Annotated in this window: 16 protein-coding genes; 7 read left to right on the top strand and 9 right to left on the bottom strand. The window is 68.8% G+C overall.

Going from position 1 to position 21,487, the window contains the following annotated elements; all coding sequences use genetic code 11:
• Positions 1-75: 75 nt before the first annotated feature.
• A complete protein-coding gene (locus U0177_RS14450) occupies positions 76-4,806 on the top strand; it encodes a protein kinase domain-containing protein (RefSeq protein WP_409571345.1) in 4,731 nt (1,576 codons plus the stop codon).
• Positions 4,807-4,819: 13 nt separating this feature from the next.
• Here the strand turns inward: U0177_RS14450 and U0177_RS14445 are convergent, their stop codons facing one another.
• The 3 genes from U0177_RS14445 to U0177_RS14435 all read right to left on the bottom strand — a co-directional run bounded on the left by U0177_RS14445 (position 4,820) and on the right by U0177_RS14435 (position 7,011).
• Positions 4,820-5,032, bottom strand: a complete 213-nt coding sequence (locus U0177_RS14445) for a hypothetical protein (protein WP_409571344.1) — start codon at positions 5,030-5,032, stop codon at positions 4,820-4,822.
• A 453-nt stretch (positions 5,033-5,485) separates the two neighbouring features.
• On the bottom strand, positions 5,486-6,541 hold the full coding sequence (locus U0177_RS14440) for a serine hydrolase domain-containing protein (protein ID WP_409571343.1): 1,056 nt from the start codon (positions 6,539-6,541) through the stop codon (positions 5,486-5,488).
• A gap of 11 nt (positions 6,542-6,552) precedes the next feature.
• The gene (locus U0177_RS14435; protein ID WP_409571342.1) at positions 6,553-7,011 is read right to left on the bottom strand and encodes a DUF6992 family protein; all 459 of its coding nucleotides are present in this window, start codon (positions 7,009-7,011) and stop codon (positions 6,553-6,555) included.
• Between the two features lie 167 nt (positions 7,012-7,178).
• Between U0177_RS14435 and U0177_RS14430 the strand changes: the two genes are divergently transcribed.
• Together U0177_RS14430 and U0177_RS14425 are read left to right on the top strand one after the other, a co-directional pair.
• The gene (locus tag U0177_RS14430; protein ID WP_409571341.1) at positions 7,179-7,625 is read left to right on the top strand and encodes a hypothetical protein; all 447 of its coding nucleotides are present in this window, start codon (positions 7,179-7,181) and stop codon (positions 7,623-7,625) included.
• Between the two features lie 70 nt (positions 7,626-7,695).
• Positions 7,696-9,450 (top strand): CopD family protein, encoded by a 1,755-nt coding sequence (locus U0177_RS14425; protein ID WP_409571340.1) that lies wholly within the window; start codon positions 7,696-7,698, stop codon positions 9,448-9,450.
• Positions 9,451-9,630: 180 nt separating this feature from the next.
• On the opposite strand, the gene def is transcribed toward U0177_RS14425, so the two are convergent.
• The gene (def, locus tag U0177_RS14420) at positions 9,631-10,191 is read right to left on the bottom strand and encodes a peptide deformylase (protein WP_409571339.1); all 561 of its coding nucleotides are present in this window, start codon (positions 10,189-10,191) and stop codon (positions 9,631-9,633) included.
• Between the two features lie 199 nt (positions 10,192-10,390).
• Between def and U0177_RS14415 the strand changes: the two genes are divergently transcribed.
• The 4 genes from U0177_RS14415 to U0177_RS14400 all read left to right on the top strand — a co-directional run bounded on the left by U0177_RS14415 (position 10,391) and on the right by U0177_RS14400 (position 14,914).
• Positions 10,391-11,344 (top strand): glycosyltransferase family 2 protein, encoded by a 954-nt coding sequence (locus U0177_RS14415; RefSeq protein WP_409571338.1) that lies wholly within the window; start codon positions 10,391-10,393, stop codon positions 11,342-11,344.
• A 52-nt stretch (positions 11,345-11,396) separates the two neighbouring features.
• The gene (locus U0177_RS14410) at positions 11,397-12,785 is read left to right on the top strand and encodes an undecaprenyl-phosphate glucose phosphotransferase (RefSeq protein ID WP_409571427.1); all 1,389 of its coding nucleotides are present in this window, start codon (positions 11,397-11,399) and stop codon (positions 12,783-12,785) included.
• 133 nt (positions 12,786-12,918) lie between these two features.
• Positions 12,919-14,388, top strand: coding sequence for an Asp-tRNA(Asn)/Glu-tRNA(Gln) amidotransferase subunit GatA (gene gatA / locus U0177_RS14405; protein ID WP_409571337.1), 1,470 nt, complete (start codon positions 12,919-12,921; stop codon positions 14,386-14,388).
• A gap of 52 nt (positions 14,389-14,440) precedes the next feature.
• Entirely contained in the window at positions 14,441-14,914 is a 474-nt protein-coding gene (locus U0177_RS14400; protein ID WP_409571336.1) for a DUF2231 domain-containing protein, read from the top strand.
• A 74-nt stretch (positions 14,915-14,988) separates the two neighbouring features.
• Here U0177_RS14400 and U0177_RS14395 read toward each other — a convergent pair whose 3' ends face one another.
• The 5 genes from U0177_RS14395 to U0177_RS14375 all read right to left on the bottom strand — a co-directional run bounded on the left by U0177_RS14395 (position 14,989) and on the right by U0177_RS14375 (position 21,273).
• Positions 14,989-15,954, bottom strand: coding sequence for an XdhC family protein (locus U0177_RS14395; RefSeq protein WP_409571335.1), 966 nt, complete (start codon positions 15,952-15,954; stop codon positions 14,989-14,991).
• A gap of 97 nt (positions 15,955-16,051) precedes the next feature.
• On the bottom strand, positions 16,052-18,373 hold the full coding sequence (locus U0177_RS14390; RefSeq protein ID WP_409571426.1) for an aerobic carbon-monoxide dehydrogenase large subunit: 2,322 nt from the start codon (positions 18,371-18,373) through the stop codon (positions 16,052-16,054).
• 149 nt (positions 18,374-18,522) lie between these two features.
• Positions 18,523-19,017 carry a (2Fe-2S)-binding protein gene (locus U0177_RS14385; RefSeq protein WP_409571334.1) on the bottom strand — a complete coding sequence of 165 codons (495 nt, stop codon included), beginning with the start codon at positions 19,015-19,017 and terminating at the stop codon, positions 18,523-18,525.
• 87 nt (positions 19,018-19,104) lie between these two features.
• The gene (locus tag U0177_RS14380) at positions 19,105-19,977 is read right to left on the bottom strand and encodes an FAD binding domain-containing protein (RefSeq protein WP_409571333.1); all 873 of its coding nucleotides are present in this window, start codon (positions 19,975-19,977) and stop codon (positions 19,105-19,107) included.
• Positions 19,978-20,112: 135 nt separating this feature from the next.
• On the bottom strand, positions 20,113-21,273 hold the full coding sequence (locus U0177_RS14375) for a vWA domain-containing protein (RefSeq protein WP_409571332.1): 1,161 nt from the start codon (positions 21,271-21,273) through the stop codon (positions 20,113-20,115).
• Positions 21,274-21,487: the final 214 nt, after the last annotated feature.

Below are 21,487 nucleotides of genomic sequence, written 5' to 3'. Positions count from 1 at the left end.
CGTCAAGTCAAATGAAACATGCATTATCGCCTGGAGTCTTCGGGGCGCAAGAAGACGTGCGGGCCTGGAGGAGATATGATCGACGCGGGTATTGAGCAGACGATCAAAGGCTACGAGCTGCGCGCGCCGCTCGGCGAAGGCGGCTACGGCCTCGTCTTCCGCGCCTGGCAGCCCCAGGTCGGCCGCGACGTCGCCATCAAGATCATTCTCCCCCAGCACGCCAACCGCCCCGAGTTCATCCGCCGCTTCGAAAGCGAGGCCCAGCTCGTCGCCCGCCTCGAACATCCCTACATCGTCCCGCTCTACGACTACTGGCGCGACCCCTCCGGCGCCTTCCTGGTCATGCGCTTCCTCCGCGGCGGCAGCCTCCACGATGCGCTGTCGCGCGGCCCCATGGATACTACCCAGCTGCTGCGCCTGCTCGACCAGGTCGGCGGGGCGCTCGCCGCCGCCCACCGCCGCGGCGTCATCCACCGCGACCTCAAGCCCGCCAACATCCTCCTCGACGACGACGGCAACGCCTACCTCGCCGACTTCGGCATCGCCAAAGACCTCGGCAAGCAGCTCTCCCCCTACCAGACCGACCAGACCAGCGTCGTCGGCGCCCCCGCCTACATCTCCCCCGAGCAGGTCCGCGCCGCCGCCATCACCCCCCAGACCGATATCTACAGCTTTGGCGTCATGCTCTACGAGATCCTCACCGGCCAGCTGCCCTTCCAGGCGCCCACCCCCATCGCGCTTATGTTCAAGCACGTCCACGACCCCATGCCCCCGCTCGCCCTCCACCGCCCCGACCTGCCCCCCGCCGTCACCGCCGTCATCCACACCGCCACCGCCAAGAACCCTGCCGACCGCTACCCCGACGTTCCCACCCTCATCGCCGAGCTCAAGCGCGCCCTCGGCGCCGCCGCCACCACCACCGCCTGGCCTGCCGGCGCCCACGGCGCCACGCCCTCGCCCACACCCCGCCGCACCAGCTACGAGACCGCGCTGCTGCAGATCCCCGCGCCGCTCGTCCCGCCCACGCCGCTCGACAACCCCTACAAGGGCTTGCGCGCCTTCCAGGAGGCCGACGCCGCCGAGTTCTTCGGCCGCGAGACCCTCGTCGAGCGCTTGCTCGAGCGCCTGCGCGAAACCGGCGAGTACGCGCGCTTCCTCGCGGTGGTCGGGCCGTCGGGCTCGGGCAAGTCCTCGGTGGTGCGCGCCGGGCTCGTCCCCGCGCTCAAGCGCGGCGCGCTGCCGGGCTCGGAGCGCTGGTTCGTGCTGGAGTGCTTCCCCGGCGCGCAGCCGCTGCAGCAGCTGGCGCAGGCGCTGCTGCGCATCGCCGTGAACCCGCCGGGCGACCTGCTGGAGCCGCTGGCGCTGGACGCGCAGGGGCTGCTGCGGGTGGTGGACCAGGTGGTGCCGGGCGGGGACGAGACCGAGGTGGTGCTGGTGCTGGACCAGTTCGAGGAGCTGTTCACGCTGGTGGAGGACGAGGGGGTGCGGGCGCACGTGCTGGGGCTGCTGCTGCGGACGGTGAGCGACCCGTACAGCCGGGTGCGGGTGGTGGTGACGCTGCGGGCGGACTTCTACGACCGGCCGCTGCGGTATGCGGGGTTCAGCGGGCTGATGCGGGAGCGGACGGAGGTGGTGGTGCCGCTGGCGGAGGAGGAGCTGCGGGCGGCGATTGTGGGGCCGGCGGAGCGGGTGGGGGTGCGGGTGGAGGGGGAGCTGGTGGAGGCGATCGTGAGCGACGTGGGCGAGCAGCCGGGGGCGCTGCCGCTGCTGCAGTACGCGCTGACGGAGGTGTTTGCGCGGCGGAACGGGCGGACGCTGACGCTGGAGGGGTACGCGGCGAGCGGGGGGGTGGTGGGAGCGCTGGGGCGGCGGGCGGAGGAGATCTACGGGGGGCTGAGCGCGGCGGGGCAGGAGGCGGCGCGGCAGGTGTTTCTGCGGCTGGTGACGCTGGGGGAGGGAGTGGAGGACACGCGGCGGCGGGTGCGGCGGAGCGAGCTGGCGGGGACGGGGGGAGAGGCGAAGGTGCTGGAGGAGGTGCTGGAGGCGTACAGCGGGTACCGGCTGCTGACGGGGGATCACGACCCGGAGACGCGAGCGCCGACGGTGGAGGTGGCGCACGAGGCGCTGCTGCGGACGTGGGGGCGGCTGCGGGGGTGGCTGGAGGCGAGCCGGGAGGACGTGCGGGTGCAGCGGCGGCTGGGAGCGGCGGCGGGGGAGTGGGCGGGGAGCGGGAAGGAGCGGAGCTTTCTGGCGCGGGGGGCGCGGCTGGAGCAGCTGGCGGGGTGGGCAGCGGAGACGCACCTGGGGTTGAACGAGGAGGAGCGGGAGTACCTGGCGGCGAGCGTGGCGGCGCGGGAGGAGGAGCGGGCGGGAGAGGAGGAGCGGGCGTTGCGGGAGGCGCGGCTGGAGGCGCGGTCGCGGGGGTTCTTGCGGGGGCTGGTGGGGGTGGCGGGGGCAGCGGCGGTGCTGGGGGTGGTGCTGGCGGTGTATGCGTTTGGGCAGCGGGGGCTGGCGGAGGCGAATGCGGCGCGGGCGGACGCGAAGGCGCAGGAGGCGCAGGCGAACGCCGACACGGCTGCCACCGCCCAGGCTATCGCCCAGCGCGAGGCCGTGCGCGCCAACCAGAGCGCCGATGTCTCGCGCGATCTCACGCTTTCGTATGCGGCACAGGCCGAGCTTTCGCGCGGCAACCCCGATCAGGCGCTTCAGCTGGCGCTGCTGGCCGCCGATAAGCCCAGCCCGCTGCCGTTCGCCGAGCGCACCCTCGCCGACGCGATCGGCTCGGCAACCACGCTGAACGTCTACCCGCGGCCGGGTGGGCCAGCCAAGGGCCACAAAGGTATCGTCAATACCGTCGCTTTTAGCCCCGACGGCACCATGGCCGTGTCGGGCGGCCGCGACGACCACCTGGTGATCGTGTGGGATCTGGCAACTGGCAAGGAGCTGCAACGCCTCGCCGGCCATACCCTCGATATTCGCCAGGCCGTGTTTCTGCCCGACGGCAAGCGCGTGCTTTCGGGCTCGACCGACGGCACAATCATGCTCTGGGATGTCGCCACCGGCAAGCGCCTGCGCACCTATGTCTCGTCTACCGGCGAGCTGAAAGAGGTTAAAGGCCTCGCGCTGCGCCCGAATAGCAACCAGTTCATGGTCGCCTCGGCCGAGTCGACGCTGCAGCTCTGGGATATCGATTGCGCCGGCGCAGGCACCGACACCTGCACCACGCCAGCGCGCGTGTACGAAGGCCATACCCAGGAGGTGAACAATGTCGCCTTCACTTCCGACGGCAAGCGCGCGGTGTCGGCCTCGCAAGACGGCAGCTTGATCCTCTGGGATGTCGATAGCGCCCAGCCGCTCAAGCGCTTCGAGCCGAAAGACGGCCGCAACGAGCAGCGCGGCGTGGCTATTCTGCCCGACGACAGCGGCGTGGTGGCCGGCGGCGAAAGTGGCGTGCTGGCGCGCTGGGATTTCAGCTGCGCTGCGCCCTCGCCAACACTCTGCGACCAGCCCGCACAGCTCTATAAAGGCCACACCAAGCTGGTGTACGACATCACCGTCACGCCCGACGGCAAGCAGATGCTCTCGTCGTCAGCCGACAACACGATCATCCTCTGGGATATCAAGAGCGGCTCGATCGCCAGCCAGCTGCGCGGCCACGGCGGCTATATCCGCGAGGTCGGCCTGAATCCGCAGAATCCCAAGCAGATCATCTCGTGCTCGGCCGATGGCACGCTCCGGCTCTGGTCGCTTAACAATCACGTCGAAGGGCCGGTGCTCAAGGGGCCGGGCCAGCTGCTTGATGTCGCGTTTAGCCCCGACAACCAGTTCGTTCTCGGCGGCACCGCCGACTCGAGCAATGGCGCCCACGCCGTGCTGTGGGATGCGCGCACCGGCAAGCAGCTCTTCGATCAATCCTACCAGACCCGTGGCTCGAAGGCTGTGGCGTTCAGCCCCGACGGCAAGTACATCCTGGCCGGCGGCGACAAGCACGATGGCACGCTGGCGCTGGCCGACGCGCGCACCGGCAGCCTGGTTCGCATCCTGCGCTCCGACACAATCACCGAAACGTTTGGCGTCAATGCCGTGGCGTTTCTGCCCGACAGCAAGCGCGCGATCGTCGGCTCGCTGATCCCGGTCGACCTCGATCTGAAGGCCAACCCGGCGCTCACCAACACCATGCTCATGCTCTGGGATGTCGAGAATAGCACGCTGATCCGCCAGTTCCTCGGCCTCACCGATAGCGTGAACGTGCTGCAGGTTGTGCCTGACGGCAAGCAGGTGCTGGTGGCCTCGGGCGCGGGCATAAGCCTGTGGAATATCGACACGGGCGCGCGCGTGCGCGATTTCGCGCCAGCTCACGCCTCTACCGTCAACGCGCTGGCGCTCAGCGCCGACGGCACCAGGGCGGTGTCGGGCTCGAAGGATGGCACGCTGGTGCTGTGGGACGTGGCGAGCGGCCAGCCGCTCTGGCAGTCGCCGAAGCAGTCTTCCGAGGTGGCGGCGGTGGCGCTCAGCCACGATGGCCGCTACGCCGCTGCGGCCGTCGATGTGAATGTGTTTATCTGGGATCTGCAGCAGCAGCAGCCGGTTCGGCAGTTTAGCCGCCACACCCGGCCGGTGCGCAAAGTGGCCTTCAGCGCCGACGACCGCAGCGTCATTTCGGCCGCGAGTGACAGCACCGTGCGCTTCTGGCGCTTCGACCGCGCGCCCGATCTGGTGGCCTGGGCCAGGCAAAGCCTGTACGTGCCGCAGCTCACCTGCGACCAGCTAAAGCAGTATGGTATGGAGCAGCAGAGCTGCCAGTAGCCGCGCTGGCGTGTTATTTCAACTCGGGCAGCTCCACCGGATCCTCGCGCGGCTCGCATACGCCGCAGAACAGCGCGCGCGCCGTCACAATCGCCTTGTGGCCGGCGCGCGCGTCGCCGTACAGCGCCACGATATGCGGCATCTCCTGCGCGTGCTCTTTGCAGATCGCCCGCCCGCAGAACCGGCATGCGCCGTGCGCCGGCCGCTCGCAGTGCCAGCAGTTCATGTGGCCTCCAGCTGTGCTCGTGGGTGGCTGCGCAATGCCGCCACTGGCGTATTCTAGCATACGCCGCCGGCGCCGCATCTGCTATAATACGCTCTTCGCTTGATCACGTATAGATTGCATTGCACTGCGTGGCTTCGCCACGCAGTGCAACACAAATAGGACTTACGCAGTTGGCGTGCCGAGCCTTCGGCAGAGCGGTACTTTACATCTTCTTTGTGTGCGGTTTTTTCGCGCGTAGCGCAAAAAACCGCACACAAATTGATCGGCAAATACCATGCTGCCGCAGGCTACAGGTGCGGCTTCGAGACGCCAAATACCGCAACTGCGTAACTCCTAAGTTTGTGTTGCACTACGTGGCTTCGCCACGTAGTGCAACACAAAAGAAAATTGGGGGCGGCGAAGCCGCCCCCAAACTCCCACCAAAAATGTAAGTCATCTACAAAAGGAAGGGCCTTAGCCCGGCGCGCTCGCCAGAACCGCCGCGCCGATCGCCGGGGCGCGCCGCAGCAGCCAGCCACTGTCGGCAGTGCGCGTGCCCGCGATCGCGAAGGCGGTGTCGCTGCCGGGAACGTACCACGCCACGCACCCCGAGGCCCCGCTGTGGCCGAACGACGCCGGCCCGGCCGCAGCCGCGACCCAGTGCGGCGACTTGTTTCCGCGTATCTCAGGCCCCAGGCCCCACGGGCACGGCTCCCAGTACAGCGGCTCGACAAACCCGCCATTCAGGCCCCCGGTCTGGTCGCGCGTGGCATCGGCGCGCAGGCCGGCGCTGAGCAACCCCGGATCGTGAAACGCGCGCACCAGCGCGAGCGCGCCGGCCGTGGTGGTGACGAGCCCGGCCCATGGCAGCGCCAGGCTGCGCCAGAAACGCGAGTTGAACGGCTCAAGCGGCGTGCCGGCGTGCTGGCCACGCACATGCGCAAGCTTAGCCGGCGCGCGCGGCGGCTCGGCGCCCAGGTATGCCTCGGCGCCAAGCGGGCGCAGCACCAGCTGGCCGAGCGCCTCGGCGAATGGCAGCTCGGCGCGGCGCTCGACCACCAGCGCCAGCAGGCCATAGCCAACGTTGCCATACTGCACGCGCCGGCCAGGCGGGCCGTCGGGCGGTGTCAGCAGGCAGGCCATGCCAAGCGCATGCCAGTCGAGGCCGGGGGCGTAGGCGGCGTGGCGCGGCGAAACATCGATCGGCAGCCCGGCGGTGTGGCACAGCAGCGCGCGCAGCGTGACGCCGGGCTGCGCCGCAAGCGCCTCGGGCAGATGTTGGCCGAGCGGGTCGTCGAGCGCCAGCACGCCCGCGTCGCACAGGCGCAGCACCGCCAGGGCAGTCGCCAGCTTGCTGATCGACGCCACCGTGAACAGCGTGTCGGCGCGCAGCTCGGCGCCGCGCGCGTCGGTTCCGGCCTGCACATACTCAATCGGCTGGTCGCCGCGCGCGATGCCCACCACGATGCCCGGCACCTGCGATGCCTGCATCACCTGGCGCATGGCCGCTAGTATCGTTTCGTTCGGCATCAGGCAGCTTCTCACACATTCTGATCTTCAGGCAGCTCCCTGGCCCACGGCCCGGCCAGCCAGGCCAGCAGCAGATCGTAGCATAGCAAGAACAGACCCTGCGGTACAATGCCTACGCCCATCCCGGCGCGCTCGGGCCGGCCGCGCGCGCTGCGGATCAGCGCGAGCCCGCCGGCGATATAGCCAGCGTCAAGCACGGCGTTGGCCAGCAGGATCGCGCGGAAGCGCCGAGCCTGCCGTGGCCCGTCGGCCGCGCCGCGCGCGATGCTGCGGCGCGCCCCGCGCCGACCAAGCCAGGCCAGCAGCGCGTCGATCGCGCCCCAGCTGAGCGCCTGCAGCCCGGCGTGGCGCAGCGCGCGGTTTGGCACCGCCAGCATTCCCAGCCCGGCGGCCATGCTGGCCAGCCCCCAGGCCCACAGGCCGCCTAGCGCGCGCTCCTGAAAGTGGAAAAAAGTGCGTTTGTCGCTCATCGTTCGCCCCAGGCGCCCATCGTCGCGAGCTACGGGCGCGTTTCTGTGTCGTCGTGAAGCCTTCGCACACTATACCATCGGAGGCGGGCGCCGCGCAACCGGCCGATTGACACAGCACGCGGCTATCGGGTATAACTACGCTCGTGAACATCCAGCCGGAATATGCCGTGAAGCACCCGCGCCGCTTGCAGAATACGCTGGTTCGCTGCTGGCGCCGTCGGCCGCGCGCCGCTCGTGCGCTTGCCCTGCCGCTGCTTGCGCTGCTGCTGGCGCTGGGCGAGCCGCTGCTGTGCGTCGCGCACTGCCAGATCTGGCTGCCGCTGCAGTTCAGCCGCTACTTCGCGAGCCAGCACTCGCAGCACCACCATCTGCACGGAACCCCTGCGCCTGGGCCGGGCCACGCCGCCGATCGCGCCGCAGAGTGCCAGATGCGCGGCGATGCTGGCGTGCCCGCGCACATGCCGCAGCCGCCCGTCCACGATCTCGTGCTGGCGCTGCTGGTGCTGGTGCCGCTGGCGACGCTGGTGCGCCGCTATGCTGCCGCGCTGGCGCAGTTCCCGGCCCTGGTGTTCTTTCCCCCGCTGCGCAGGCCGCCGCGCCCGCAAGCTGGCTGACGCGCCCAGGCGCGCTGTCGCCGGTTTGCGAAATCGCCGCTCATCAGCACCGCAGCAGCAAAGGAATACCATGCCACGAATATACCGACTCGTAGCGGCGGCGCTGGCCGTGGCAGCGCTGCTGCTGCTCGCGCTGCCGGCCGAGGCGCACGCCAACCTGGTGCGCTCGGTGCCACCGGCCGGCGCCACGCTGGAGGCCGCGCCGCCCTCGATCGAGCTGGAGTTTAGCGAAGAACTCGATGCGAGCTTCAGCAGCGCGCAGCTATTTGATAGCCAGAACCAGCTGATCGAAAAAGGCCCCGGCCAGGTCGAGCCGGCCAACTCGAAGCTGCTGCGCTTGATCATCCCCGACCTGGCCAAGGGCAGCTACACCGTGCTGTGGCGCGTGCGCTCCGCCGCCGACGGGCATATCACCGAGGGCAGCGTGCCGTTTGGCATTGGCACGCCGCCGGCCGCCGGCTCGCTGATTCCGCCGCCTGGCGCGCCCGACCCTGCAACGCTGCCGCCGCCGCCGCTCGATACCGCCGCGCGCTGGCTGAACTTCCTGGCGGCGATGGTAGCGCTCGGCGGGGTGCCGTTTGCGCTGCTGGTGTGGCGGCCGGCCTACCGGCGCTGGGCCGCCGCCGAGCCAGACGCGGCCGATCGGCGGGGCGAGGCCGACCAGGCGATCACCACGTTTCTGCGGCGCCTGCTGCTGGTTGGCGGGCTGGCGTTTGTGCTCAGCAACATGCTGTTTCTGCTCACTCAGGCGGCAGCGGCGGCGAATGTATCGCTGGCGCAAGCGCTCGGGCTGCCGCTGTTCCAGCTGCTCAGCGGCCGCGCCGGGCTGCTGTGGCTGGCGCGCCTGGCGCTGATCGCCCAGCTGATTGTGCTCTCGTGGCGCATGCCGCTGGCCGGCGGCGGCGCGGCGCGGCTGTGGTGGATCGCGCTGCTGATCGGCGGCGCGGCGCTGCTGACGATGAGCATGCTCTCGCACGCCGCGGCCAGCCAGCAGGCCCCGGTCGCCGTGCTGGTCGACTGGCTGCACCTCGCGGCCAGCGCGGCCTGGCTGGGTGGCTTGCCGCCGCTGCTGGCGGCGCTGGCGCGCGCCCGGCGCTCGCCCGAGCGCGCCATGCCGCTGGCGCTGCTGATCCCCGGCTTTACGCGCGTGTCGCTGCCCAGCGTGCTGGCGCTCGCGCTGACCGGGCTGTACAACTACTACCTGCACGTCGGCAGCCTCGATCTGCTGGCGGCCACCACCTACGGCCGCGCGCTCTCGCTGAAGCTGGCGCTGTTCGTGCTGCTGGTGGCGCTTGGCGCGATCAACCTGCTGGTGCTGACCCGCCGGATCCGGCGGGCCGGCCAGCCGCAGGCGCGCGCGTTTGGCCGCACCGTAAGCGCCGAGATCGCCGTTGGGGCGCTGGTGCTGCTGCTTGCCGGCGCGCTCACCAGCGTAGCGCCCAGCGTTGCTGCCTGGCAGGCCCACGAGCAGCAGGGCATCGCGCAGTCGGCCAGCGTCGGCGATGTCGGCCTGACGCTGCGGATCGCACCGGCGCAGATCGGCGACAACGAGTTCGCGGTGGATGTGGGCGACCGGCGGCCCGGCGCGGCTGCGGCGCAAACCAAGGTGCTGCTGCGCTTCGATATGCAGGGCATGCAGATGAACAAGCTGCAGACCGAGGCGGCCGCCAGCGGCGGCGAGCGCTACGTCGCGCGCGGCAACTTCACCACCATGGGCGGGCGCTGGCATATCGAGGTGGTGCTGCGCCGCGCCGGCTTCGACGACGTGCGCCACACCTTTGAGGTGGATATTCTGCGCGGGGCGCCAATTACGATCGAGCAGTAGCGCTGATCTGATTTTCGCGCCCAGGCAGAGCCGCCGCTCTGCCTGGGCGCGAAAAAGCACTGCATGGCGCAGCCACGCAGTGCAACATTATCTATAAGTGTGGGGCGTACGTTGTTGGCGTGCTCAGCCTTCGGCAGATTGGTGTCTTCGTGTCTTGGTGGTTACTTCTCAGACAATTTCTCAGGCCTCGATCGGCGCGGCGTCGGCGTCTTCGCGAATGTCTTTAAGCGTCGAGAGGTCGCGCATGCGCTCGGTGAACAGCACGCCGTCGAGGTGGTCGATCTCGTGCTGGAGCGCGCGGCCCAGCAGCCCGTTGGCCTTGCGGATACGCTGGCGCTTGCCGTTCAGGTCGGTGTAGTCGACGGTGACCCAGCTGGCGCGCGGCACGTCGCCGTAGCGGCCGGGCAGGCTCAGGCAGCCCTCCTGGCCGATCTCTTCTTTGTCGCTGTGCTTGATGATCTCGGGGTTGATCAGCACATAGTTCTGCTCGGGCGCCACCTCGACGATCGTGCCGTCGGGGTGCTCCTCTTCTTCCGCCGGGATCCAGATCACCGCGATGCGCTGGCTGATGCCGATCTGCGGCGCGGCCAGCCCGACACCATTGGCCGCGTGCATTGTCTCGAACATGTCGGCGGCTAGCGCCCGCAGCGCCGGCGTGAACTGCTTGATCGGGTGCGCGCGGGTTTTGAGTATGCGCTTGTCGTCGGGGTCTTCGATCTGAAGAATGCGTCGCTGCGCCATAGCTAGGGTTCCTTGTGGGCTACAACCAGGTCCATCGGCCTTATTATAGCACAGAGTTTTTGGCCTGCCTGGCGCGCAGGGCCTGAGCCTAGGGCTCGCGCAACGCCGTACTGGCGGCGTAGAGCAGCAACGCCGCGTGGCGGTAGAATCACCTATGGTATAATACGCGGCGCGTCAAACAGATCGGAAAGGGCTGCCTATGCCCACCCTGGCTATTGTGATCGTCAGCTATAACACGCGCGACATGCTGCGCGATTGTTTGCGCTCGATCGCGCCGGGCGCGTCGGCGCTGGCGCGCGATATCTGGGTGGTCGATAACGCCTCGGCCGATGGCAGCGCCGAGATGGTGCGCGCCGAGTTTCCGCATGTGCATCTGATCGTGAGCCAGCACAACGGTGGCTTCGCCTACGCCAATAACCTCGCGCTGCGCGCGGCGCTGGCGCTCGCGGGCGCGGAGCCGGCGGCTGCGGCCAACACTCTCCCAGCCTCCGCGTCGCAGCTCCCGCCCCCCGACTACGTGCTGCTGCTGAATCCCGACACGGTGGTGCCGGCCGGCGCGCTCGAGACGCTGGTGGCCTACCTTCAAGCGCACCCCGATGTCGGCGCCTGCGGGCCGAAACTGCTGCTGGCCGACGGCTCGCTCGACCTGGCGTGCCGGCGCTCGTTCCCGGCGCCGAGCGCGTTCGTGTACCGCGCGCTGGGCCTCTCGAAGCTATTCCCGCGCAGCCGGCGCTTTGGCAGCTACAACATGACCTACCTCAGCCCCGAGGTCGAGACCGAAGTCGACGCAGTGGTAGGCGCGTGCATGCTGGTGCGCGCCGGCGTGGTGCGCGAGGTCGGCCTGCTCGACGAGGCCTACTTCATGTATGGCGAAGATCTGGACTGGGCCTACCGGATCAAGCAGTATGGCTGGAAGATCATGTATGTGCCGAGCGCCACGGTGCATCACTACAAGCGCGCCTCGAGCCGGCAGCGCCCGTTTCGCTCGATCCGCGCGTTCTACGACGCGATGCGCGTGTTTCACCGCAAGCATTACGCGGCCAGCACCCCGGCGCCGCTCAACATGCTGATCGAAGCCGGCATTACGCTGAAGGAGTATCTGAGCCTTGGCCGCAATCTCCTCCGCCCCTCGGCCGCGCGCCGCGTCGGGTAACCGCCTGCGCCCGCGCCCGTGGGTCGCGCGCCTGCTGCTGACGCTGGTGCTGATGGGGTGCGATGCGCTGGCGATCAATAGCTCGTTTATCGGCGCGTACCGCTGGGGGCTCGCCGCCAACTCCGATCTGCAGACGCAGCTGGCCGCCAGCGGGCCGTATACCGCGCGGATCTTTATTCTGCTGTATAACGTGATCGTCGCTACCACCTTCGCCGCCACCGGGCTGTACGCGCTGAAGCGCGGCGCCTCGCGCGTCGACGAGGCGTTTAAAGTGGTGGTGGCGCTCTCGCTGAGCGCGTTCGTGCTCTACCTGGCCAACGCGCTGCTCTCGCTCGGCCTGTTCAACGGCGACGATCTGCCGATCGACCAGCAGGTGGTGGCGCTGGCCTGGCTGGCCGCGATTGTGCTGACGATGCTGCTGCGGCTGCTGTACCGGCGCATGCTCGCGCTGCTGCGCCAGCGCGGCGTCGATACCCGCCGCGTGCTGATCGTCGGCGCACGCGAGCCCGGCCGCCTGGTGTACGAGACGATCCGGCGCAACCCGCGGCTGGGCTACCGCATCCAGGGCTTTCTCTCCGACCATACCGCCGTCGGCACGCTGATCGACGGCGTGCCGGTGCTGGGCCGCACCCAGGCGCTCGGTAAGGTGATCCGCGCCACCCACGCCGACGAGGTGATCATCGCGCTGTCGGGGCGATCGTCGAACGAGGTGCTCGATATCGTCGCGCTGGCCGAGGACGAGTCGGTCGAGATCAAGCTCTACCCCGACGCGTTCCAGCTGATCACCAACAACGAGGTGTCGATCGGCGATGTCAGCGGCCTGCCGCTGATCGGCGTGAAGAATGTGGCGCTCGATAACCCACTCAACCGCGCGCTCAAGCGCATGCTCGACATAGTGGTGGCCGTGCTGGTGCTCACGTTCTCGTCGCCGCTGATGCTGCTGATCGCCGCGCTCATCCGCCTGGACTCGCGCGGGCCGGTGTTTTTCGCCCAAGAGCGCGTGGGTCTCGACGGCAAGCCGTTCCCGACGATCAAGTTTCGCACCATGCGCGTCGACGCGCCCGCGCTCGGCAACTGGACGACCAAAGACGACCCGCGCGTCACCGGCATTGGCGCGTTTCTGCGGCGCTACTCGCTCGACGAGCTGCCGCAGTTTATGAATGTGCTGCGCGGCGAGATGAGCGTGGTCGGCCCGCGCCCCGAGCAGCAGGTGTGGGTCGAGAAGTTTAGCCAGAGCATCCCGCGCTACATGCGCCGCCACAAGCTCAAGGCCGGCATCACCGGCTGGGCCCAGGTGAACGGCCTGCGCGGCGACACCAGCATCGAGGAGCGCACGCGCTACGATCTCTACTATATCGACTACTGGTCGCTGCTGTTTGATATCAAGATTATCATCCAGACGGCGATTGCCATTCTACAGGGCGAGAACCGGGGCTATTAAAGCGGTACCTCCTTCTGTATCAGTGCGTTTTTCCGTGCGCAGCACGGAAAAACCGCACAACGCTGCCGCAGGCAAAAAAGGCTTTCTTATACCAATTGCACCTGTGAACAATGATCTGAAAAGAGACGAGGATATGCCCGAACTCTACGAACTCACCATCGCCGAGGCCCGCGAGCGGCTCGATCGCGGCGAGATCACATCGGTGCAGCTTACCGAGGCGCTGCTCGACCGGATCGCCGCCGTCGAGAACCAGGTGCGCGCCTTTCTGGCGATCAGCGACGACCTGGCGATCGAGCAGGCCCGCGCCGCCGACGCGCGCCGCGCCGCAGGCGGGCCATCCTCGCCGCTCGACGGCGTGCCGCTGGCGATCAAAGACGTGATCACCACCGCCGGCCTTACCACTACCTGCGGCTCCAAGATCCTCGAGAACTTTGTGCCGCCCTACGATGCGACCGCAGTGGCCCGGCTGAAAGACGCCGGCGCCGTGCTGCTCGGCAAAACCAACTGCGACGAGTTCGCCATGGGCTCGTCGACCGAGCGCAGCGCGTTTTTCCCGACCCACAACCCCTGGGATCTCGCGCGCGTGCCCGGCGGCTCAAGCGGTGGCTCGGCCGCAGCGGTGGCGGCCGGCGAGGCGCTTGGCGCGCTCGGCACCGATACCGGCGGCAGCATCCGCCAGCCCGCCTCGCTCTGCGGTGTCACCGGCCTGAAGCCGACCTACGGCCGCGTGTCGCGCTACGGCCTGGTCGCGTTTGGCTCGTCGCTCGACCAGATCGGGCCGTTCGCGCGCACCGCGCGCGACTGCGCGCTGATCCTCGGCGCGATCGCCGGGGCCGACCCGCGCGACTCGACCGCGGCGCCCCAGCCGGTGCCCGACTACGCCGCCGCGCTGAGCGGCGACGTGCGCGGCCTGCGCGTTGGCGTGCCGAAGGAATATTTCGTCGACGGCATCGAGCCCGGCGTCGAGGCCGCGGTGCGCGCCGCGCTCGATGTGCTGCGCGACGGCGGCGCCGAGGTCGTTGAGGTATCGCTGCCGCACACCAAGTACGCCCTGCCGGTGTACTACATCATCGCCCCGGCCGAGGCCAGCGCCAACCTGGCGCGCTACGACGGCGTGCGCTACGGCGTCAAGCAGCCCGGCGACAGCTACTGGGACGAGCTGGAGCGCACGCGTGGCGCGGGCTTCGGCGCCGAGGTGCGCCGCCGGATCATGCTCGGCACCTACGCGCTCTCGGCTGGCTACTACGACGCCTACTACAGGCGCGCGCAGCAGGTGCGCACGCTCATCCGCCGCGACTTCACCGAGGCGTTCGAGCAGGTCGACATCATCGCCGCGCCTACCGCGCCCACAGTCGCCTTCAAGATCGGCGAGAAGACCGACGACCCGCTGGCGATGTACCTGGAGGACGTGTGTACGCTGCCGGTCAACCTCGCCGGCATGCCCGGCCTGGTGGTGCCGTGCGGCTTCAGCAGCGAGCTGCCGGTGGGCCTGCAGCTGATCGGCCGGCCGTTCGGCGAGGCTACGCTGCTGCGCGCCGGCGACGCCTACCAGCGCGTGACCGACTGGCACACCCGCCGCCCGGCGCTCGCGCCCGACGCATAGCCCGGACTTCGTGGCTACGCTCTGTTCAACACTGGCGAAAGGCTGTAATCGTATGGAGAGCCGCGTCAAGATTCTTGGCCATGGCACCCACCCCATCCTGGTAGCGCTGCCGATCGGCCTGCTGGCCAGCGCGCTGGGCTTCGATCTGCTCGGCCTGATCACCGGCGACAAGAAGTGGCGCCAGGTCGCGTTCTGGAACATGCTCGCCGGCTGCCTGAGCGGCTGGGCTTCGATGCTGCCCGGCGCGGTCGACTGGTGGTTTCTGCCGCGCGGCACGCGCGCCAAGCGCGTCGGCCTGATCCACGCGATCATCGGCGATACCACCGTCAACCTGTTCTTCGCCAGCTGGCTGCTGCGCCGCAGCGACCCCGAGAATCCGCCGGTGAAGGCAACTGTGCTGGCGCTGCTGGGCGGCGCCGCGCTTGGCGCGGTCGGCTGGTTTGGCGGCGAGCTGGTGCAGCGCATGGGCGTGTCGGTGCACCCCGGCGCCAGCCTGGATGCGCCGAACTCGCTCTTTGAAGACTAGGCCAACCTCGAAGGGCGAGCGGCGAAATCTTGCTCCTTCGTCGCTCGCCCTTGCCTTGTGTCGCCACAAACCAGCTACTTCTGTACCAGGTACTGCTCGGGCTCGCGCGCGAAGCTCTTGCGGCATGCAGGGCAGCAGAAATAGTAGGTCTGCCCGTCGTGCTCGTGGGTGTACCTGGCCCCGGCGATCGTCACGCTCATGCCGCACACTGGGTCGATCGCCTCGGCCGGCGGCGCGACTGCTACGGCAACCGGCGCGGCTGTGGCGGCCGGCGCGTGCCGCCGCCGCTCGATGATCTCGGCCATGATGCTTACGGCCACCTCCTCGGCGCCGGCCGCGCCGATGTCGAGCCCGGCTGGCGCCTTCAGCGCCGCCAGCTGCTCGGGCGCAAGCCCTTCGCCGGCCAGGTACTCGCGCACCGCGTTGGCGCGCGTCGCGCTTGCCACCAGGGCTACGTAGGCCGGCGCGCCGCGCAGGATGTAGCCCAGCGCGATCTCGTCGTAGGCGCCGTGGCTCGCCACCACGGCGTAGGTTTCGGGCGTCGCCAGCGCCGCCAGTTGGCTCAGCTCGGCGATGTGCTCGGCGCCGTCGGCCGGCGCGCTGTCGAGATCGGCCGCGAGCACGCGGTAGCGCATCAGTGCGCCCAGCCGCAGCAGCGCACCCGCGATCGGCCCGTCGCCCACCACCACCAGCCGCGGTATCGGCAGCTGCGGCTCGAGATAGATCTCGAGCGCCCCGCCGCTGAAGCAGGTCATCGGCAGGTCGATCAGGCCGGCGCGCGGCGCCTGCGTCTCGGGCGCGGTCGAGAGCCGCAGCAGCCGCGATTGGCCGTCGGCCAGCGCGCGCTTCGCCTCGGCCAGCACCGTCGGCTGGGTGCAGCTGCCGCCGACCCAGCCGTGCAGCTCGCCGCCGGCCGTCACGATCGCCCGGTCGCCTGGCTTGGCCGAGGTCGGCCGCTCGGCCCGCACCACCGTCGCCGTCACAAATGGCTCGCCGCGCGCGCTCAGCTCGGCCGCACGTGCGAAGAAATTATCAGCCATAGAGCACCAGAATTTCCACCACAGAGGCACGGAGGGCACAGAGATCCAAAATATGGCATCTCCGTGCGCTCTGTGTCTCCGTGGTGAAATAACAGCTTTAGTCAGTTACGCCGTGCTCGCGCAGCAGCTTCCACACCTTCATCGGCGTGATCGGGATGTCGATGTGGCGCACGCCCAGGTGCCACAGCGCGTCGACCACCGCGTTGGCGATTGCCGGCGGCGCGCCCACGGTCGGCGACTCGCCCACGCCCTTGGCGCCGATCGGGTGGTGCGGCGATGGCGTGATCGTCTTGCCCAGCTCCCACTTCGGCGTCTCCACCGCTGTCGGCAGCAGGTAGTCCGAGAATGTGCCGGTCAGGTTCACGCCATTCTCGTCGTAGACGATCTCTTCGAACAGCGCTGGCGCCAGGCCCATCGTCAGGCCGCCGTGGATCTGGCCCTCCACCACCAGCGGGTTGATGATATTGCCGCAGTCGTCTACCGCGACGAAGCGCCGGATCTTCACCTCGCCGGTGCCTTTGTCGATGTCCACCACCGCGATATACGAGCCGAACGGGAAGGTCAGGTTCGGCGGATCGTAGTAGTCGGTGGCCTCGAGCCCGGCCTCCATGCCCGGCGGGTGGTTGGTGTAGGCCGCGAACGCGATGTCCTGGATCGTCTTGGCCTGGTCGGGCGAGCCCTGCACCTGCCAGCGGTCGACATTCCACTCCAGGTCGTCTTCGCTCACCTCGAGCAGGTAGGCGGCGATCTTGCGCGCCTTGGCCTTGATCTTGCGCGCGGCCATGGCCGCCGCCGCGCCGGCCGTCGGCGTCGAGCGGCTCGCGTAGGTGCCCAGGCCGTAGGGCGCGGTGTCGGTGTCGCCCTCCTCCACCTCGACATCGCCGGCCGGCAGGCCCAGCTCCTCGGCCACGATCTGGGCGTAGGTGGTCTCGTGGCCCTGGCCCTGGCTCTTGGTGCCGAAGCGCGCGATTGCCTTGCCGGTCGGGTGAATGCGGATCTCGGCGCTATCGAACATCTTGATCCCCAGGATGTCGTAGTCGCGCGAGGGGCCGGCGCCTACCACCTCGGTGAAGCTCGAGATGCCAATGCCCATCAGCTCGCCGCGCGCGCGCTTCTCGGCCTGCTCGCGCCGCAGGTCGTCGTAGCCGATCAGCTCCATGGCCACGCGCAGCGCCTCGGCGTAGTTGCCGCTGTCGTACTCCCAGCCGGTGGGCGATTTGTACGGGAACTGCTCGGGCTGGATGAAGTTTCTCATGCGGAACGCGGCCGGGTCTTCGCCGAGATCGTGCGCCATGATATCGGCCATGCGCTCGATCATGTGCACGGCTTCGGTCACCCGGAACGAGCAGCGGTAGGCCACGCCGCCCGGCGGCTTGGTGGTGTACACGCCGTCGACGGCAATATGCGCGGCCTGCATGTCGTACGAGCCGGTGCAGATGCTGTAGAGCCCAGCCGGGAACTTCGAGGGGTTGGCGGCGGCGTCGGCAGCGCCGTTGTCGGCCAGCGTCTTCACGCGCAGCCCGGTGATCTTGCCGCTGGCGTCGGCGGCCATCTCGGCGGTGATGTGATAGTCGCGCGCGAACGAGTCGGCCTGCAGGTTCTCGCTGCGATCCTCGATCCACTTCACCGGCCGGCCGGTCACAATGCTGGCCACCGCGCAGCAGACATAGCCGGGGTACACCGGCACCTTGCCGCCGAAGCCGCCGCCGATGTCGGGCGAGATGATCTGGATCTTCTGCTCGGGGATGCCGCTCACCAGCGCGAACACGGTGCGGTGCGCGTGCGGCGCCTGCGAGGTCATGTAGATCCGCAGCTTGCCGGTAGCCTTGTTGAAGTCGGCGACCATGCCGCACGTCTCGATCGAGGCGACGTGGATGCGCGGGATGTGCATGTACTGGCGCACCACGTGCGCGGCCTGGCCGAACACTTGGTCGGTCGCGTCGCGGCTGCCGGCCTCCCAGTGCCAGATGTGGTTGGTCTTCTCGGCCTTGTCGTCGCGAACGATCACCTCGTCCTTGAGCGCCTCGAATGGGTCGACCACTGGCGGCAGCGGCTCGTACTCGACGTCGACGTGCTGCACGGCATCGGCGGCGGTGTAGCGGTCGGTCGCCACCACCACGCACACCTCCTGCGCGTAGTACACCACCTTCTCGATCGGCAGCACCATCTGCGTGTCCGACATGAGTGTGGGCATCCAGTGCAGGTTGCCGGCGTTCTTCAGGTCTTCGCCGGTGATCACGGCCAGCACGCCGGGGATCTTCAGCGCGGCGCTGGCGTCGATCTTTTTGATCTTGGCGTGCGCGTAGGGGCTGCGCACGATGTCCATGTACAGCATGCCCGGCAGCTTTACGTCGTCGACATAGTTGCCACGCCCCTGGATGAAGCGCGGGTCTTCCTTGCGCTTCATGCGGTGGCCCATGCCGCACACATTCGCCGGGGTGGTGACGCGCACGTCGTGGGTCGTCGGCACGTTCGCCGAGGTGCCGGCCGGCTTGGGCGTGTGGTGCTCGAAGCGGTCGTCGAGGTGGCGGCCGCCGCTCAGATCGAGCTCATGCATCGGGTTGTCGGTCATGCCGCCACCTCCTCGGGCTGCTCGCGCAGCTTCGCAGCGGCGTACTGGATCGCCTCGACGATCTTGACGTAGCCGGTGCAGCGGCATAGGTTGCCCGAAATGCCGTGGCGGATCTCGTCTTCGCTCGGGTTGGGGTTGGCGGCCAGCAGCGCCTTCGCGGTCATGATCATGCCGGGGGTGCAGAAGCCGCACTGCAGGCCGTGCTGCTCCCAGAAGCCTTCCTGGAGCGGGTGCAGGTTGCCGCTCTGCGCCACGCCCTCGATCGTCTCGACGCTATGGCCGTCGGCCTGCACCGCGAACATGGTGCAGCTCTTGATCGGCCGGCCGTCCAGCAGCACGGTGCACGCGCCGCAGCTGGTGGTATCGCAGCCGATGTGTGTGCCGGTGAGGCTGAGCTGCTCGCGGATGTAGTGCACCAGCAGCAGCCGGCTATCGACCTCGCCGCCGCGTGTTTCGCCGTTGACGGTGACGGAGATGGTGTGTTTGCTCATGGATGCTTTCCTCGCGATCGATTTCTTGGGGCGAAGCGTTCGCCCTTACGGTCGCCGGATCGTCTCGGTGGGGCGAAGCATTCGCCCTTACGGTCGGGCGGATGCTCGCTCGGCGGCCTTGCGCGCGGCGCGCTTCACCAGCACGCGCACCAGGTCGCGCTTGTACTCGGCGGTGCCGCGCAGATCCGATGAAGGGTCGCACTCGGCGGCGGCGGCGCGCCCGGCTGCCTCGAGCGTCGCCTCGCTCAGCTCCTGGCCCACCAGGGCGGCCTCGGCGCCCGCCGATCGCATGGGCGCCGGGCTGACGTTGGTGAGCGCCACGCGCGCGGCAGATACGCGGCTGCCGTCGATCGCCAGCTGCACGGCCACTGCGGCCACGGCGTAGTCGCCGACTTTGCGCTCGATCTTGAGGTAGGCGCCGCCGGCGCCGGGCTGGGGCTTGGGGATGCGGATCTCGGTCAGCAGCTCGTCGTGGGCGAGCGCGGTTTCGAACAGGCCGAGGAAGAAATCGTCGATCGGGATGTGGCGCTCGCCGCCGGGGCCGCGCGCCACCATCTCGGCGCCATAGGCCAGCATCACGGCCGGGTGGTCGTTGGCCGGGTCGGCGTGCGCGATATTGCCGCCAACGGTGGCGCGATTGCGCACCAGCGGGTCGGCGATCACGCGGGCGGCGTCGGCGAGCAGCGGGTAGCCGCGCATCAGCTCGGCGGCGTGCTCGAGCGCGTGCTCGCGCGTCAGCGCGCCGATCGCGAGGTAGCCGGCCTCCTCGCGCAGATACTCAAGCCCGGCCACGCGGTTGATGTCGATCAGCACGGTCGGCGATGCGAGCCGAAAGCGCATTGCCGGGATGAGGCTCTGGCCGCCGGCCAGGATCTTGGCGTCGTCGCCGTGGGCCGCCAGCGCCGCGATCGCCTCGTCGATCGTGCTCGGCGCAAGGTAGTCGAAGGTTCCTGGGATCATCATTGCTCCCTTCGCGTTCAGGTCTGAACCATTCGATGGCGTGGTTGCGATGGCGATGTCGGTTGGCTGCGCTCCTTTCTTCGCTTGCCGAGCTGTGGCGCACTATAGCGCGCTGCTACGCCGAATTCGGCACAATCAGCGGCTGCGCGCCCGGCCAAGCTGGCCGAGCTGATCCGCCAGGTTGGCCAGGCTTTGAAAATTATGGATCGGCAGCAGGTCGTCGGCCTGCTCTAGCGCCGCGCGCATGCCGCCGACACGCGGCTGGTAGCCGGCGCGGCCGGCCAGCGGGTTGAGCCAGATCAGCCGGTGGCAGCGGCGCCGCAGAAAGCGCAGCTCGCGCGCCAGCACGGCGCCGTCGCCCTGCTCCCAGCCATCGCTGATCACCAGCACTACCGCGCCGCGCCCGAGCACGCGGCCGGCCCACTGGCGGTTGAAGGTGTGCAGGCTTTCGCCGATGCGCGTGCCGCCGGCCCAGTCGACCACCTCGCGCGCGGCTGCGTCGATCGCCTGGTCGATGTTGCGCACGCGCAGCTGCCCGGTGACGCGCGTCAGCCGCGTGCCGAACACAAAGCACTCGACGCGCGCCAGGCTGTGGGCCACGCTGTACAGGAACTGCAGCAGCAGCCGGGCGTACTTTTCCATCGAGCCGCTGATGTCGGCGATCAGCACCAGCGGGCGCTGGCGCAGCGTGCGGCGCTGCCACGCCAGCTGCAGCGGCACGCCGCCATGTGTCGCCGCTTCGCGCACGATCGCGCGCATGTGCAGCTGATCGCCAGCGCGGTCGCGCCGCCGCCGCCGCGTCTCGCGCAGGCTGATCTGCCAGCGCAGCCGGGCGATCAGCCGCTTGATCTGCTCGAGCTCCTCGGGCGTCATCTGCGAGAAGTCTTTACGCTGCAATATCTCGGCGCTGCTGGCTGTGCCTGATTTATCGCTCACGTCGACCTCGGGGTCGCCCAGGCGCGCTTTGTAGGCCATATACGTCACGATCGTGAACGGCTGCTCGCGGCGCTTGTGGCGCGGCGCGCGTGGCATTGTCTGGCGCGCGCGCGCCAGCTCGGCGCTCGGCCGGCGCCAGAACCGGCTGAAGATCGCGTCGAACAGCCGCAGGTGCTCGTGGCGGCGGATCAGCAGGCTGCGCGCGGTGTGGTACACCTGCTCGCGCTCGCCCAGGTCGATCCATTCCAGCGCGCGCGCCAGCTCGAGCACCTGGTCGGTGCCGATTGGGATGCCGGCCTGGCGCAGCAGCCCGGCAAACAGCACACAGTTATTCAGAAACGCGCGGCCTTGGGTTTCCATGTGTGGCAATCATTGTTAGGGCTTACGCAGTTGGCGCGCTCAGCCTTCCGCAGAAGGGTGGTTTGGTGGGACTTTGTCCCTCCAAGTTTCCACTTTTTCTGGCGGGTGGCGGCCACATTCGTGGCCGCCACCCGCCAGAAGAAGTGCGAGGCATAGCCCCTCGCGCATCCCCTTTTCAAACAGGCTCTTAAAGATTACGCAGATGGGCGATTGA

This window comes from Kouleothrix sp. (assembly GCF_046328425.1).
Lineage (GTDB): Bacteria > Chloroflexota > Chloroflexia > Chloroflexales > Roseiflexaceae > Kouleothrix.
This window is presented reverse-complemented; position numbering and strand designations above follow the sequence as displayed.

Bases quoted from the DNA above. Each gene is read 5' to 3' on its own strand.
- U0177_RS14450 (WP_409571345.1), top strand. From the start codon at position 76: ATGATCGACGCGGGTATTGAGCAGACGATCAAAGGCTACGAGCTGCGC.
- U0177_RS14445 (WP_409571344.1), bottom strand. From the start codon at position 5,032: ATGAACTGCTGGCACTGCGAGCGGCCGGCGCACGGCGCATGCCGGTTC.
- U0177_RS14440 (WP_409571343.1), bottom strand. From the start codon at position 6,541: ATGCCGAACGAAACGATACTAGCGGCCATGCGCCAGGTGATGCAGGCA.
- U0177_RS14435 (WP_409571342.1), bottom strand. From the start codon at position 7,011: ATGAGCGACAAACGCACTTTTTTCCACTTTCAGGAGCGCGCGCTAGGC.
- U0177_RS14425 (WP_409571340.1), top strand. From the start codon at position 7,696: ATGCCACGAATATACCGACTCGTAGCGGCGGCGCTGGCCGTGGCAGCG.
- def (WP_409571339.1), bottom strand. From the start codon at position 10,191: ATGGCGCAGCGACGCATTCTTCAGATCGAAGACCCCGACGACAAGCGC.
- U0177_RS14415 (WP_409571338.1), top strand. From the start codon at position 10,391: ATGCCCACCCTGGCTATTGTGATCGTCAGCTATAACACGCGCGACATG.
- U0177_RS14410 (WP_409571427.1), top strand. From the start codon at position 11,397: ATGGGGTGCGATGCGCTGGCGATCAATAGCTCGTTTATCGGCGCGTAC.
- gatA (WP_409571337.1), top strand. From the start codon at position 12,919: ATGCCCGAACTCTACGAACTCACCATCGCCGAGGCCCGCGAGCGGCTC.
- U0177_RS14400 (WP_409571336.1), top strand. From the start codon at position 14,441: ATGGAGAGCCGCGTCAAGATTCTTGGCCATGGCACCCACCCCATCCTG.
- U0177_RS14395 (WP_409571335.1), bottom strand. From the start codon at position 15,954: ATGGCTGATAATTTCTTCGCACGTGCGGCCGAGCTGAGCGCGCGCGGC.
- U0177_RS14390 (WP_409571426.1), bottom strand. From the start codon at position 18,373: ATGGGCCACCGCATGAAGCGCAAGGAAGACCCGCGCTTCATCCAGGGG.
- U0177_RS14385 (WP_409571334.1), bottom strand. From the start codon at position 19,017: ATGAGCAAACACACCATCTCCGTCACCGTCAACGGCGAAACACGCGGC.
- U0177_RS14380 (WP_409571333.1), bottom strand. From the start codon at position 19,977: ATGATCCCAGGAACCTTCGACTACCTTGCGCCGAGCACGATCGACGAG.
- U0177_RS14375 (WP_409571332.1), bottom strand. From the start codon at position 21,273: ATGGAAACCCAAGGCCGCGCGTTTCTGAATAACTGTGTGCTGTTTGCC.